12 protein-coding genes are annotated in these 14568 nt (G+C 69.9%); 3 read left to right on the forward strand and 9 right to left on the reverse strand.

Translation table 11 applies throughout. The features are described from left to right. Positions 1-65 precede the first annotated feature (65 nt). On the forward strand, positions 66-1202 hold the full coding sequence (locus tag DMC64_RS02090; protein WP_233629537.1) for a diguanylate cyclase: 1137 nt from the start codon (positions 66-68) through the stop codon (positions 1200-1202). Between the two features lie 441 nt (positions 1203-1643). On the opposite strand, the gene DMC64_RS02095 is transcribed toward DMC64_RS02090, so the two are convergent. The 6 genes from DMC64_RS02095 to DMC64_RS02135 form a co-directional block, all read right to left on the reverse strand. Next, a complete protein-coding gene (locus tag DMC64_RS02095; protein ID WP_125731694.1) occupies positions 1644-2168 on the reverse strand; it encodes a YbaB/EbfC family nucleoid-associated protein in 525 nt (174 codons plus the stop codon). Continuing rightward, positions 2165-2494, reverse strand: a complete 330-nt coding sequence (locus DMC64_RS02100; RefSeq protein WP_037333351.1) for a type VII secretion target — start codon at positions 2492-2494, stop codon at positions 2165-2167. The genes DMC64_RS02095 and DMC64_RS02100 overlap by 4 nt, the downstream gene beginning before the upstream one ends. Next, complete coding sequence (locus DMC64_RS42610; protein ID WP_148106982.1) at positions 2491-4467, reverse strand: WXG100 family type VII secretion target; 1977 nt, start codon at positions 4465-4467, stop codon at positions 2491-2493. The genes DMC64_RS02100 and DMC64_RS42610 overlap by 4 nt, the downstream gene beginning before the upstream one ends. Before the next feature lie 11 nt (positions 4468-4478). Further along, a complete protein-coding gene (locus tag DMC64_RS02125; protein ID WP_038507635.1) occupies positions 4479-4889 on the reverse strand; it encodes a hypothetical protein in 411 nt (136 codons plus the stop codon). A gap of 30 nt (positions 4890-4919) precedes the next feature. Beyond that, positions 4920-5771, reverse strand: a complete 852-nt coding sequence (locus tag DMC64_RS02130) for an ESX secretion-associated protein EspG (protein ID WP_125731700.1) — start codon at positions 5769-5771, stop codon at positions 4920-4922. A gap of 180 nt (positions 5772-5951) precedes the next feature. Then, entirely contained in the window at positions 5952-8891 is a 2940-nt protein-coding gene (locus DMC64_RS02135) for an AAA family ATPase (protein ID WP_125731702.1), read from the reverse strand. Positions 8892-9363: 472 nt separating this feature from the next. Between DMC64_RS02135 and DMC64_RS02140 the strand changes: the two genes are divergently transcribed. Then, positions 9364-10458, forward strand: a complete 1095-nt coding sequence (locus DMC64_RS02140) for a S1 family peptidase (RefSeq protein ID WP_125731704.1) — start codon at positions 9364-9366, stop codon at positions 10456-10458. A 74-nt stretch (positions 10459-10532) separates the two neighbouring features. On the opposite strand, the gene DMC64_RS02145 is transcribed toward DMC64_RS02140, so the two are convergent. After that, positions 10533-10937, reverse strand: coding sequence for an SsgA family sporulation/cell division regulator (locus tag DMC64_RS02145; protein ID WP_016330736.1), 405 nt, complete (start codon positions 10935-10937; stop codon positions 10533-10535). A gap of 417 nt (positions 10938-11354) precedes the next feature. Beyond that, on the reverse strand, positions 11355-11828 hold the full coding sequence (locus tag DMC64_RS02150; protein WP_037333334.1) for an Lrp/AsnC family transcriptional regulator: 474 nt from the start codon (positions 11826-11828) through the stop codon (positions 11355-11357). Positions 11829-11982: 154 nt separating this feature from the next. Here DMC64_RS02150 and DMC64_RS02155 point away from each other — a divergent pair, with 154 nt between their 5' ends. Next, entirely contained in the window at positions 11983-13020 is a 1038-nt protein-coding gene (locus DMC64_RS02155) for a beta-ketoacyl-ACP synthase III (protein WP_199754852.1), read from the forward strand. Here DMC64_RS02155 and DMC64_RS02160 read toward each other — a convergent pair. Further along, the gene (locus tag DMC64_RS02160) at positions 13007-14485 is read right to left on the reverse strand and encodes an adenylate/guanylate cyclase domain-containing protein (RefSeq protein ID WP_037336012.1); all 1479 of its coding nucleotides are present in this window, start codon (positions 14483-14485) and stop codon (positions 13007-13009) included. The two genes, DMC64_RS02155 and DMC64_RS02160, sit on opposite strands and share 14 nt — an antisense overlap. Positions 14486-14568: the final 83 nt, after the last annotated feature.

Genomic DNA, 14568 nt, shown 5'->3' on the forward strand with positions numbered 1-14568 from the left:
CACGCGGTGTTCCCGCGGTTTTTCTTGTGGTGGAAGGCCTCGCGGCGGCAGTCGCCGTAATCGCCTTGCTCCGATCGAACTACGACACTACGGAATTCGTCCGATTTGGATCACTGCTCGGCCTCGCTGTTCTGCAGGCCGAGCTTTCGCGTTCGGTGGAACGGTTGCGGCGCACGCTGTGCGACCGGCCGCATATCAACATGACTTCGGTGTGGACGTTCGCGGGGGTGCTCGTCCTGCCGTCCGGGCTCGCGCTCGCCCTCGCTTTGCTCATCTACCTGCATCTTTGGTTCCGGGTGTGGCGGGGGATGAGCCACCGCCCGGCCTACCGCGTCGTGTACTGCGCGGCGGCGATCGTGATCTCCTGCCTGGCCGCGGGGGCCATCGTCGCCGGCTGGAACGGCCTGCCCGTCGGGTTCGCCGGCTCGCTGAAGATCGTCGAAGCGGCGGCCGTGTTCACCGTGGTCAACGCGTTCATCGTGGCGCTCTCGGTGTACCTGCACACGGGGGCCCGCTCCCTGCGGTCGCTGTTCGGCACCGGCGACGACAACCTGCTGGAGGTCACCACCCTGGTGCTCGGGACCTCGACCGCGCTGGGCATCGTGCACGCCCCGGCGCTGGTCCCGTTCGTGCTGCTCCCGGTGCTGGTGCTGCACCGCAGCGTGCTGGTGCGGCAGCTGGAGATCGCGGCGAACATCGACGGCAAGACCGGCGTCCTGAACGCGCACGCGTGGCACGCGCTGAGCGAACGGGAGCTTTCGCTGGCGGCGAGGGCGAAGAGCAAACTCGGGGTGCTGATGCTCGACCTCGACCACTTCAAGCAGGTCAACGACGTCTACGGGCATCTCGCGGGCGACGTCGTGCTCAAGGTCGTCGCGAAGACGATCTCCGAGCACGTACGCGACTACGACTCCGTCGGTCGCTTCGGTGGCGAGGAGTTCGTCGTGCTGCTTCCCGGGGCGACGGAGACCGAGGTGCTCCCCGTGGCCGAGCGGGTCCGCCGGGCGGTGATGGCGATCGAGGTCGAGGTCGCGACCGCGTCGGGGCCCCGGGTCGTGCGAGGGCTTTCGGTGTCGATCGGCGCGGCGGTGTACCCGTCGGGCGGAACGGTGCTGGAGCGGCTGCTGCACGTCGCCGACTCCGCGCTCTACCAGGCGAAGAACAGCGGGCGGAACCGCGTGGTCTCACTCGCGGCCGCTTGACCGCCTCGTGAGTGGTGAGGACGGTTAAGGCCCGTTGGTCAAAGGTCCGTGAAGGCCTCCTTGCCTACCCTCAAGGTAGGGAAGGAGGCGTTCACGGACTACGCGTTCATCACCGAAGCCTCAGCAACACCACCAGACCCCGCAGTCGCAGCGGTGGCGCGTGAAGGCCCCCTTCACTGCGCTAGACGCAATGAAGGGGGCCTTCACGTACTTCAGGGGTGAGCCGCGTTGTGCCGCCTGAGGCCTTTGGTGTCCACAGTGGTCACTTTCCGGACAGCGCATGCCTGCTTTGCGCCAGCAAGTCCGGTTTCGCGTGGGGTCGTGAGTGGTAAAGAGGGTTAGAACGACCCTTGCCACTCACGACCCCCGCGCAATACCGCGCAAAGTGCCCAAATCAGACGCCTCAACCCCGAAGGGTGTCCTTTTTGGACAGCCCAAGGACTACCAGGGCGAGTTCTCCTCGTCGTCCGGCGCTTCGTGACGCCGTTCCCGAGGTGCCTGCGGCGGAGGCGGAGCGTCGGACGACGACGCCGGGGGTGCGGGCGGCGGAGGCGGCGGCTCTTCCTCTTCGATCTCGGGGAAGCGGCTGCGCAGGGTGCCGATCATCAGCGCCCTGGTCTCCTGGTCCTCGTCGCCGAGCGATTCCTGCATGACCTCGGCGACCTGGCCCGCGATCCCGGCCTGCGCCTGGTGCATGGTCTGCAGGATCGCCCGCGACAGTTCCTCCAGCGGGTACGTCCTGGCCTTGTTCCCGAACTCGATGTCCGTCACGCCGCCGTCCGCCCCGACGGTGATCTTCACGGCGCCGTCGGAGCTGGACGCGGTCAGCCGGAGCTGCTCCGTCCGCTCCTGTGCGGCCGCGTACCGCTGGGCCTTCTCTTCCAGCCCGGCGGCCCATCGCTCCATTTTGCGCTGGGCCTCGTCCGGGTCCAGCATGAGCTCGCCGAGCTCGTTCGCGCCGGTCACTTCTTTCCTCCGATGTCCAAGGCGGAGAAGTCCGCTTTGAACGGTTCCGCGTTGGTCTTGTCACCGTCTACATAGGACTTTGCGGCGGTGCGGACGTTGTCGGCCGTCGCCTGTATCCCTTCCACGGCCGCCTTGATCGTCTCCGCCGCGCGTTCGCCCGCCGGGTTGACGATCGGCGGCAGGAACGCGCACAGCAGGCCGTACGCGTCCGCCGACATCGCCGAACCGGTCGCGGCGTGCGCGGTGTTCAGCCGGTCCACGAGCCCGTCGAGATGGCTCGCGTGCGCGGTCAGGTCGTCCGGATCGACCTCGAACGAGGCCGTCACTTCCAGTCCTTGTTCTTCCAGTCGCCGATCACCGGCGGCGCCACGACCTCGTCGGCCGCGAAGAAGGACGGGTCGTCGGATTCGACGTAGTCGGCGACCTTGTGCTCCTTGTCGTCCTGGCCCTGTCCCTTGCCGGCGCCGGGGGCCATCCCGCCCATCGGCCCCATGCCGCCGGGGGTACCGGGCTTGCCGCCGGAGGCCGCCGCACGGGCCGCGGCCGCTTCGGCGTCCAACGCGCCCGCGCCGACGGCGCCGCCCATGCCGAGCGAGCCGGACGCCCGTCCGGCGCCACCGAGACCGCCGCCGCCCGCGCCACCCGCACCGGTACCGCCGCCGCCGAAGCCACTGGTCCCGCCGGTGCCGCCACCGCCGGGGATGTTCGGCATGCCGAGTTTGGGCGCGTTGTACGGCGTGCCCTTGTACGAGTTGCCGTCGGGGAACGAGGGGCCGGTGAGCCGTTCGCCGATGCCGCCGGGCCGCGGGATCGGCGGGATGTTCGGCATGACCGGCCTCGGCCCGCCGCTGGTGGGCCCGTTGGGCCCGTTCGGGAGGGGGATGTTCGGCGGCGTGAACGGAAGACCACCGCCGGGCCGCGGTCCGCCGCTTTCCGGGATCGGGATGTTCGGCGGGGTGAACGACGGCGGCGAAACGGACGGGGGCGTGTAGCCCGTCGTGCGCGTGGTGTCGTCGATCTTGGGCATGTTCGGGAGGTTCGGGCCCGACGACGCGGCGGGCTTGTAGGTCTCGCCGCCGGTCGGCCCGTTCGGGATGGTGGGCATGTTCAGGTTGCCGCCAGGGCCGCCGCTACCGGGACCACCGCCGCCGGGGAAGCCGCCGGGACTTCCGCCAGGACCTCCGCCCGGTCCACCACCGGGACCTCCGCCCGGCCCGCCGGTCGGCGAGCTGAACGGCGACACACCGCCGGGACCACCGGCCCCGCCCTGCGGCGTCCCGTCCATCGAAGCGACGAGGCCGTCCGGACGCGTCCGGTCCGAGGTCGCGCTGAACGGGGTGCCATCGGCGCCTTCGGGCGACATCCGGTCGCGAAGCGTGCCCGCGGGCGAACCCGCGCCACCGCCGGCGGGACTCCCTTGCAGCTGCCTGGTCGCCGACGCCAGCTTCGGCGGGGCGGGGAACGCCGGGGTGGCGATCGCCGAGCCGACCGTGGTGTCGAAGTCGGTCATCACCTTCGCGGCCTGGTCCCGCGCGTCCTGCTGCTTCTTGAAGGTGGAGAGATCCTTCCCGAGCTGCGCCATGTAGACGTACGGGTCGGTGATCTTCTGCAGGTTGGCGTTGGCCTCCTGCACGCTGAACGCCACCGGCGGGTTCGCCGCCATCTGCTTCTGCGTCTCGTTGAGCGTCTGCGAGTGGATCTGCTGCTGCCGCCCGGCCAGCGTCGCGCCGTTCGCGGTCGAGCCGAGCCATTTGCCGACACCGGCGAGGTGCTCACGGGCCGCGTCGCCGCCTTCGCCCTCCCAGTTGGCCGTGCTCGCGCTGATCGCCTTCGCCAGGTTGCGCTGGTGCGAGGCCAGGTCGTTGCCCGCCCGGATCCACTCTTCGGAGGTCTCGGCCACCGCGGCCGGATCCGCGTTGTCCCCGATCGCGGTCTGCATCTGCTCGTGGGTGGCGTTCGCCCAGACCGTGGACGGCGGCTCGCCGGGCTTGCGGATGTCCAGGTTCTTGTCGAGACCTTCGCGCGCCTTCTCCAGCTGCCCCTCGTACATCTTCTGCGTGAAGATGTCCTTGACGCCGTCGAGCGCCTTGTCACCCCAGCCGAGGATGTTGAAGAGGAGGTCCGTCCCGGCCGAGGCCCCGGCCCGGATCTCGTCGCCGGAGGCGGCCTCGTCCGCCAGCGGTCCGACGTAGTAGTCGGACGACGAGTCGGCCGTCGGGTCGTAGTTCGGGTCCAGCTTGTCGTAGTCGGGCGAGTTCGGGTCGGAGACCTTCGCCGTCTTCTCCTCGGATTCGGTCACAGGTCTCTCCTTCAGATCTCGGTGTCGATCCGCTTCAGGTCACGCTGGTTCTGCGTGTCGCGTTCCCGGTAGTTCCGCTGGGCGAGCTCGATCGCCTCGATGTAGGTGGGGAACTCGGCGCGAGCGGCCTGGAGCTGGGTGAGCAGACCTTGCGCGTCCGTCGCGGTGCCGTGCATGTGCTCGGACACCCAGCGGGCGGTCGCGGTGGAGCTCATCGGAGGTGACTTCTGCAGCTTGGTCAGCGCGCTCCAGCGCTCTTCGAGGCTGTCGATCACACCCTGGAGCGAACGGATCATCTCCTGGCCGGTGGTCTCGTCGACCGCGAAGCCGCCCTGCTTGGCCATCTCCTTCAGCCGCGCGCTCGCGAACGCCACCTTGCGCGCCGCCATCATCGGCTGCAGTTCTTGTGCTTCCTCGGTCAACGGAGGGTCCTCTCGCCGGATTCAGGAAGGTCAGTAGATGTCCGCGATGGCGTCCCGGATCGCGTTCGCCACGCCCGATTGACTGGCCGGGTCGTAGTGACCGATCACGGCGCCGGAGGTCTCGTCGGTCTCGGTCCGGATCAGGTACCGGCCGTCTTCGGTGTCGAGCCAGCTCAACGGTGTCGACCGGAGCCGTTCGCCGCGGCGGCCGATCCCGCTCACGATGATGTAGCCGCCGCCGAGGCGGGTCCCGGACAGCACCTTCTCCAGGACCTCGACGTCGCTCTCGTCGTTGCGCGGCGCCGGGGCCTCCGGCCGGGCGCGGACGACGCCGGTGAATTGGAGGTTCCCGAACGCGTCGGTCTCTTCCTCGTCGAACTCGGCTTCGGCCTGGCGGCGCGCGGCCATCGCGGAGACGGCGCGCTCCTCCTTCTGCACGAGGGTGCGGCGGCCGGTCGACGCGGGGCGCATCCGCGGCAGCACCCCGGAGAGGACCTCGACCAGCTCCTCGTCGTCGAAGAGCGCGAACTGCAGGAGGTCTTCGCCGTGGGCCTGCGTGATGCCGAGCGCCTGCCTGCCGTCGGTGAGCGCGAGGACGGCGATGTCCTGGCCGATGCCGTCGATACCGTTGATCGAAACGGTGATCCGGTGGTTCCCGAGCAGCTCGAACGCGGTGCGGACGGCCTTGTTCAGCTCGCCGTTGATCGACAGGCGGCGCTGTTCGAGATCGGTGTAGACCTTCCGGATGATCGCGGCGTACCGGTCCGGGTCGATCGAAGTGTTCTGGACGCGCAAGGGAAACAAGCGGGCATCGACGCCAAGCGCCCGCCCGACCACTGTCGCCTCGACCGTCCCCAGCGCGAAATCGGCTCGCTCAGCCATGCTTCTGCGCTACTCCCTCACGGGGTCGGGCCCCGACTTTGTTAATGGCCAAAACAAACTAGCACAGCGCATGAACCTACGGAACCATACGTACACCGCTGAACCCGATGGAATGGATCACCATGCCCGATCGGGCACTTTTCTTGCCCCTAAAGGAATAACGGCCTGTTCACCGGCGCGTTACCGGTCGGCCGTCGCGGGGGCGTAGGTCGTCATCCGGCGGGCCACGTCGGTCCGCGAACGGGCGCCCAGTTTCCGCAGGACTTTCGCGACGTGCTGTTCGACCGTACGCGGCGAAAGGAACAATCCGTCCGCTATCTCTCGATTCGTGCGTCCGTCGGAAAGCATGCGCGCGACCTCCAGTTCGCGGGGCGAGAGCTCCTGGCCGTAGCCACGCCGCCCGCGCTGCGAAGGCGCCCACGCGCCGTGTTCCCGGAGCAGGTGGCGGCAGCGGCCGGCGTCCCTGGTCGCGCCGAGCCGCTCGTAGGCCTCCGCGGCCGCCGCGAGCTCCTCGATCGCCTTGCGGTCGCCCGCGTCGAGACGGCCCCCGGTCAGACGGCCCGCGGTTAGACGGCACAGCGCAGCCCGCTCGCGGGCGCCGATGGCCTGATAGGGCATCGGCAGCGCTTCGTAACCGGCTGCGGCCTCGTCGAAAACCGTTGCCGCGGCGGGATGTTTGCCGCGCGCGTCGAGCAGGATCGCCCGGCCGGCGAGCAGCGCGACCCGGGAGACCGGCGAATCCTTGCCGTCCACGCCGCGGGCGAATTCCTCGACCACGGCGTCCGCCTCCGACCAGCGCCCGGCCCGTGTGTAGGCCTCGGCCGCGGCGGGCACCAGCGCCGCCGCCCACACCCAGACACTCTTGCGCCGGGCCGCCGCGACGGCGTTGTCGGCCGCCGCGCACGCCCCGTCGACGTCGTCCGTCGCGAGGAGCACCCGGATCAGGACGCCCGCCGCCGAGAGGACGACCGGGATGGGCCCGTGTTCCGGCGCGTGCACGCTCGCCGCGGCCAGATGTCGTTGCGCGGCGGCGAATTCCCCGCGCACGGCGGCCAGCCCGCCGAGGACGAGCGAGCATTCCATGACGATCGGCCCCAGGTCGGGATAGCCGTCGCGGAGCTGTTCGGTGGCCTCCGCGAGCCCGGACCAGTCGCCGCGCACCCAGTCGAGCCGGACCCTGGTGCCCTGCGCGAGCCCGGCGGCGTAGAGCGCGCCCGCGTCGGTCGCGCGGCGGATCCCTTCCGTGACCAGCTTTTCCGCTCTCGCCAGATGTCCGGCCCAGGACTGCGCGTCGGCGAGGTTGCACCACATCCTGGCCAGCTGGACCCGTTCGGCCACTCCGCCGCCCTGGTCGGCCAGTTCGGTGAACTCGGTCCAGGCCGAGCCGTCGCCGATATGCGCCTGGGTGGAGATCCGGTCACCGAGCAGCGCGAGGCGCAGCTCCGGGTCTTCGATCCGGTCGAAGACCTCGCGAGCCCGGTCCATCCAGACCTCGTGCCAGGACAACGGGGTCAGCCCGTCGATCGGCTGGGCGAGCAGGTTGATCCCGCGCGCGGCCAGCTCCGGCTCGTCGACCAGTTCGGTGATCGCCTTCTCCACCTCGACCCGGCCGCGGGCGAGCCGCCCGATCGTGCGGACCAGCAGCATCCCGAGGCTGAGCCGGATCGTCCCGCGCACGCTCGGGCGCAGGTCGGTGAGGTCTTCGAGGATCCGCTCCAGCGTCTCGATGACGTCCGGGCGGAACCCGCGCAGCGCGACCTGGCTGAGCTTCGTGGCCAGCCGCGCGATGTCGTCCTCGCCGAGTCCCGCCTCGGCCAGCACGGACTGGAGCAGGTCGATGGCGCGTGAGGTGTCGCCGTGGGCGATGGCCTCGTCGGCCGCGGCTTCGGCGTAGTGGCGCCATTGCCCGGTCCGGCCCGCCGCGCGCGAATGGTTCGCCAGCAGGGTCAGCGGCGGGGCGGGCTGCTCGGCGAGCACCTTGATGGCGCGCGAGTGCAGCAGAGTCCGTTCCGGACCGCTGATCGTGTCGTAAACGGCCTTGCGGGCCAAGGGATGCCGGAAGCCGTAGCGGTCGCCGCCGAGTTCGCCGAGCACGCCGCCGTCCAAAGTGGACAACAGGGCGGTGCGGAGGGCGTCGCCGTCGAGGCAGGCGAGTTCACCGATCACGGTCGGTTCGGAGGGGACGGCGAGCACCGCCGCCGCGCGGGCGAGCCGGACGGCGGGTTCCGGCAGCGCGTCGAGCCGTTCGGTGATGGCCTCGCGCAGGGAGATCGGGACTTCGAGGCTTTCCAGCAGCCGGTCGCCCAGCACTTCGCCGATCGGCAGCCGCCCCGCCGCGTCGCGCAGCGCCCGCAGGGTCTCCTCGACCACGAACGGGATCCCGGCGGTGCTTTCGTGGAGCTTCGCGGTGAACGGCGCGGAAACCCTCGGCAGGTCCAGCAGTTCCTCCGCGAGCTTCCCGACGGCGTCGAGATCGAGGGGGCCCAGCGTCACGCGGGCGGTCTGGACGTTCGGCGGGGTGCGGAACGGGATGCCGGCACCGTGCCCGGAGGGGGAACCGGTCCGGTAGGCCGCGACGACGGCCAGCTCGGCGGGCATCGCGGCGGCGAGGAAACGCAAGAGGTCACGGGTGCCTTCGTCGGCCCACTGGAGGTCGTCGATCAGGACGAGCGCGGGCCCGCAGGCGATCAGGAGTTCACGGACGGCGCGGAACTGGCGGTGGCGTTCGGCGCACGGGTCGGCGAGCGGTTCCGGTTGGGGCGGAAGGCTTTCCGCCAGTTCGGGCAGCAAGGGTCTCAGTACCCCGGCCACCGGGCTGAGCGGCCCGAGCGGCCGGTCGCCCGCCGAGCGCAGCGCTTCGAGCACCGGCCCGAACGGGAACGGTTCGCGCATCGGCTGGCAGGCGCCCGAAAGCACCCGGGCGGACGCGAACTCGCGACGTCCGGCCAGCTCTTCGAGCAGCCTGCTGCGGCCCATCCCGGGTTCGCCTTCGATCAGCACGACGGCGGGACGGCGCAGCAGGATCTTCACGATCGCCGAGACCTCGACGTCGCGGCCCACTAATGCCGTCGATCCGGCGCGGACCGAAACCGAGGTCGGGCGAGGGGTGGCAAGCCACATCATGCGCTCCTCGGTGGGGAGTTCCCGCTGAGCCCGACACGATCTTGTGCGTTGTCCTGCGGAGCCTAAGCACTGCCTACCGGGTCGTAAACCACCCAACACGGACACCCCGGGCACCCCCTGAGGCCGTTCGGGGACGCAGAGTCACCGGTTGGCTGACGGATCATCGGTTGGAAAATCACCGGGCACCCGAAACGTCGGCCACCAACCCGATTCGGCGATTCATCCCACGTTCAGGGGGTGGAAGCGACTACGCAAGGTATTCGCTCGAAACCCTACTTACGGACGTGTCCGTCCGGGTGCCTGCTCTAGGTGGCCGCCCGTGGAGCAGGCGATTCGGTTCCCGAAGAATGGGTATACCTATCCCGCGCCGACCCGGATTGCGGCCTTCCCCGGAGTCCAGAACCCTCACCCGTCAGGGGAGGGCCATCGCATGGCGAACCGGAGCCGTGCGTGATGACGAGGGAGAAGCATGAAGATCACGAAGCTCCTCGGTGTGGCCGCCACGGCAGCACTGGCCACCGGCGCGCTCGTCACGGGTACCCCCGCGGCAGCGACCTCGAACACTCTGCTCAACGCCGGAATGGTTCCCGCCCTGCAACGGGACCTCGGCCTGACCGCCGACCAGGCGCTCGCCCGGATCCAGAGCGAGACCGCCGCCGGCACGCTCGAACAGGCACTCGCCTCCACGCTCGCCGGCAGCTTCGGCGGCGCGAGCTACAACGAGGCCACCGGCAAGCTCCGCGTCGGCGTGACGGACGCGGCGAAACTCGGCCAGGTCCTCGCCAGCGGCGCGGAAGCCGAACTGGTCCGCTTCTCGGCCGCCCAGCTCGATTCCACTGTGGACAAACTGAACGCGAGTGAGCGCGCGGCGGACGGCGCGATCACCGGCTGGGGCGTGGACACCAAGACCAACCGGGTGACGGTGAACGTCCTGCCGGGCAAGAGCGGCGTCGTCGACTCGTACCTGGAGAAGGCCAAGGTGGACAAGGCCGCCGTCGCGGTGGTCGAGACCACTTCGGTGCCGACCCTCAAGTACGACGTCCGCGGCGGGGACGCCTACTACATCAACAGCTCTTCGCGCTGCTCGATCGGCTTCTCGGTCAACGGCGGCTTCCTCACCGCCGGGCACTGCGGCCCGGGCACGGTGACCGGCTCGAACCGCGTCGCGATGGGCTCGTTCGCCCGCGTCAGCTTCCCGACCAACGACTACGGGCACGTCCGGGTCAACAGCAACTGGACGCCGCGCGGCATCATCAACAACGGCACCCGGGTGAGCGGCTCGACCGTCGCCGCCACCGGCGCTTCGGTCTGCAAGTCGGGCTCGACCACCGGCTGGACCTGCGGCACCGTCGGCGCCAAGAACCAGACCGTCCGCTACGCCGAAGGCACGGTGTACGGCATGACCGCCACCAACGTCCGCTCGCAGGCCGGCGACTCCGGCGGCTCGTTCATCGCGGGCAACCAGGCGCAGGGCATGCTGTCCGGCGGCAACAGCTCGGTGACCTACTTCTTCCCGGTCCGGCCGGCGTTGTCCGCGACCGGGACCTCCCTGGTACTGGGCTGACACAGGACGAAGGGCGGACCGAGTGCCTCCAGCGCACTCGGGCCGCCCTTCGTTTTCGTGCCGCGGGAAAGTTTTCAGACGTTGCTGATCTCCTCGATCAGCGCTTCGACGTCGAAGTGCTCGCTCTCGGACCCGAGCGGGACCAGGTCGTAAGTGGACTCGAGGAACGTCTCCACGTCCTCGCGCTCCAGCTCGAACGACGCATAACCGTCGGGTGACTCGATTTCGAGCGTCAGCATCGCCTCGTCCTCGGAGAGGTCGGGGCGGACGCGGACGTCGCCGAGCCCGGCCGGATCGGTGAGGCCGGTGACGAGCAGCTCACGCGCGAAGGTCCACTCGACCCACCGGCCACGCTCGGTCCGGAACGACACGGTGACCGCGAACGGTTCGCCGGCGTGGAAGGACAGGCGGGAGAGAACGGGCGTGCTGCTGTTGTTCAGCAGAACGAACTGGCTCTGGTGAATTGCGTCGGTGTGCACGGCCACTCCTCAGTGCTCTCGTGGTTCGCGCGGCGCGAACTTTTCGTCTCGGGGAGGAGATGGCCGGGCACGGGCCGGATGACGCGACTGTCGCCACGTTCACGCTATCGGCTGCATATGTCCATAGTGGTGTAACGCCGGGCACAGACCCCTTGCGTTCGGGCCGATACCCGTGGTGACGAGGTCAGGGGTGGCGAGTTCGCGACCGGACTGTCCTCTTTGGAGCCGGTGGTCGTGTGACGCGGCGCCGCACTCACGTGATCGAAGCCGTAACTCGCGTGATCGGCGGCGGAACACCGTGTGCGGCATCCAAACACGCGAGTCACGCGCCTGATCACGCGAGTTACGCGTCTGATCACGCGAGTCACGCCTTTGCTCACGCCGCGCCTCTGTAACCAACAGCGGGGAAAGCGACCCTCAGGGCTCCAGCGGCAGGGACAGCCCGGTCTTCACCCGGTCCATCGCCACCGACGTCGTGAAGTGCCGCACGTTCGGGTTGTCGAAGAACATCCGCCGCGTGAAGGTCTCGAAATCCGCCATGTCCCGGCAGGTCACCACGAGTACGAAGTCGGCGTTGCCGGTGACGTAGTAGCACTGCTGGACGTTGTCGTCCGCGAGCACCTGACGGCGGAACCCGTCGAGTACCGCGAGGTTCTCCCGCTCCATCTCGACCATCACCACGAACGTCATCGACAGCCCGAGCGCCGCCGGCGACAGCACCGCGACCTCGCGTTCGATCACCCCGGCCTCGCGCAGCCGCTTGATCCGCCGCTGCACGGCCGCCGCCGACAGGCCCACCTTCGCCCCGATGTGCTCGGCGATCGTGCGGGCGTCGGACTGCAGGCAGGCGAGGATGGCGACGTCCAGGCGGTCGAGGTCGGGTGTGTGCACCAGGTCAGGCTAACCGGACCGCTCTCCCCGGCGCCTGTTCTTTGATCGCGCCCCCGCGCGGCGTCGGTCACGCCAGGGGTGAAGGTGAGAATTCTTTGAATTGTGACCCGGAACACAACTGACGGGTCTACTGAATGGTAGCGCTTACAAGTGAATGGCAGACCTCTCATTTCCCCCGCGAAAGGATTTCTTGGTGCCCTCATCTCAGGCGGCCGTTCTCGCCGGTCTCGGCTCTTGGCTGCCTCCGCGCGTGGTGGGCAACGAGGAGATCGCCCAGCGGCTCGACACCTCCGATGAGTGGATCCGCTCCCGGACCGGCATCGCCGAGCGCCGGGTCGTCGATCCGGGGACGTCCACTGTGGATCTCGCCGTCGAGGCGGGGCGACGGGCGCTGACGTCGGCGGGGGAGACCGAGGCGGACGCGGTCGTGCTCGCGACGTCGACCGCCGACCAGCTGTGCCCGGCCAGCGCGCCGCAGGTCGCGACGAAGCTCGGGCTGAACGGTGTCGCCGCCTTCGACGTCAACGCCGTGTGCAGCGGGTTCGTCTACGGGCTCGCCACCGGCGCCGGGCTGATCGCCGCCGGTGTCGCGCGGCGGGTGCTGGTGATCGGCGCCGACGTCTTCACGTCGCTCATCGACCCTGAAGACCGCGGCACGGTGCCGATCTTCGGCGACGGCGCGGGCGCCGTCCTGCTGCGCGCGGGCGACCCGGACGAACTCGGCGCGCTCGGCCCGTTCGACCTGCACAGCGAAGGCGAACTCGCCGAACTGCTCTGGGTCGAGGCCGGTGGCGCGAAGAACCGCCGTTCGGACGACCCGCGTGACCACTATCTGGTGATGCAGGGCCAGACCGTCTTCCGGCACGCCTGCGCGCGGATGGCCGAATCGGCGCGGGCGGTGGTCGGCGCCGCGGGGTGGATGGTCGGCGACATCGACCGGTTCATCGGGCACCAGGCGAACATCCGCATCCTGCAGACCTGCGCGAAGCAGCTCGGGCTCGCGGAGGACGTGATGTACTCGAACATCGAGAAGGTGGGCAACACGAGCGCGGCGTCCATCCCGATCGCGCTGGCCGACGCGGCCAAGGACGGCGCGCTCCAGCCGGGGCACCGCGTCGTGATGGGGGCGTTCGGGGCCGGGCTGACCTGGGGTTCGACGCTGCTGCGCTGGCCGGACGTCATTCCGGGCTGAGCGCCGCCCAGGCGTGTGTCGGTTCCTGACGCCCGCGAAGCTCCAGTTCCGCGTACGGCTCCCAGTGCGAGCGCTCGCTCTCCAAGGCGGCTTTGAGCACCGCTTCGCTCGCCAGGATCCGGCCGTCGGCGGCTTTCGCGTACTCGGTCAGGCGCGCGGCCTCGTTCACCGCGTCGCCGATGACGGTGTACTCGAACCGGCTGCTGGTGCCCAGCTGACCGGCGAAGACCCGGCCGCTCGCGACGCCGATGCCGAGGTCCAGCTCGCCGGTCTCCTGGACCGCGTCCCGGATCGCCCGCGCGGCCGAAAGCGCGGCCGTCGGCGCGTCCGCGAGCCGGGTCGGGGCGCCGAAGACGCAGAGCGCGGCGTCGCCCTGGAACTTGTTGACCAGCCCGCCCCGCGCCCCGACCGCGTGCACCACGCTGGTGAAGAACCGGTTGAGCATCTTCACCAGGTCTTCGGGCGGGGTGCGGCTCGCCAAGGCCGTCGAATCGACGACGTCGACGAACAGCGCCGTCACCTCGCGCACATCACCCGAAAGGGAGGCGCCGTACTCGAGCGCGTGCCGGGCGACCTCGTCCCCGACGTGCCTGCCGAAGAGGTCCCGCATCCGTTCCTGCTCGCGCAGCCCGGCGGCCAGGTCGTTGACCGACGTCTGCAGCAGGCCGATCTCGCTGGAGTCGTCGACCTCGACCACGACCTCCTTGTTGCCGCGGGCGATCTCGTCGAGCGCTATCCGCAGGCGGTGCAGCGGGGTCGCGACGGCCTTCGCGAGCAGGCCCGTCCCGATCGCGCCGACGCCCAGCCCGATCACCGAAAGCATGATCAGGCTCGCGACGTGGTCGCCCTGGCCGAGATCCGGCGGCGTGGCCACCAGCAGCACGCCGAGGAACGGGACCCCGCTCGCCAGCGACCAGGTGACGACCACCCTGGTCAGCACGGTGACCTTGAGCGTCCCCTTCGGCGGGGTCACCTTGAGCGCGATCGTCATCACCGGCCGGGCGACCCATTCCGCGGCGAGATAGGTGAGGCCGACCGTGGTCAGCCCGCCTAGCCCGATGACCAGCGCCATGCCGAGCGCGTCCATCCAGGACCCGAGCACCCGCGCGAGTGAACCGAGCACGATCGTGCCGATCAGCCAGAGCGTGCCGCTCACGATCCCCATGTCGACCGGGAGCCGGAGCGCGCGCTCGGCCTCGGCCTTCGTCGGCGGGCGGCCGAAGACGAACCAGACCGCCGTGCGCCGCTGCAGCCACGCCGTCCACACGGTGCCGACGATCAGCGACAGCGCCACGATCCCCGCCGCGGTGACGCCGAGGATCCAGCCGCGATCGCCGACCTCGCTCGGAAGGCCCTGAAGGAGCAGCAGCAACGCCACGACACCGGCTCCGCACACACTGGATCCGACGCCGAGCGCGGCGAAGCCGAGACTGGTCCTGAGCACCAGCCGGAACCGGCTCGACATCGTCTTCGCGCGCACCCGGTGATCGTATGACCTCCGGCGGAAAACGGTTCGCCAGTTCCCGGGCGCGGTGGTTACCGTGCGGG

The organism is Amycolatopsis sp. WAC 04197 (assembly GCF_003947475.1).
GTDB classification, from domain to species: domain Bacteria; phylum Actinomycetota; class Actinomycetes; order Mycobacteriales; family Pseudonocardiaceae; genus Amycolatopsis; species Amycolatopsis japonica.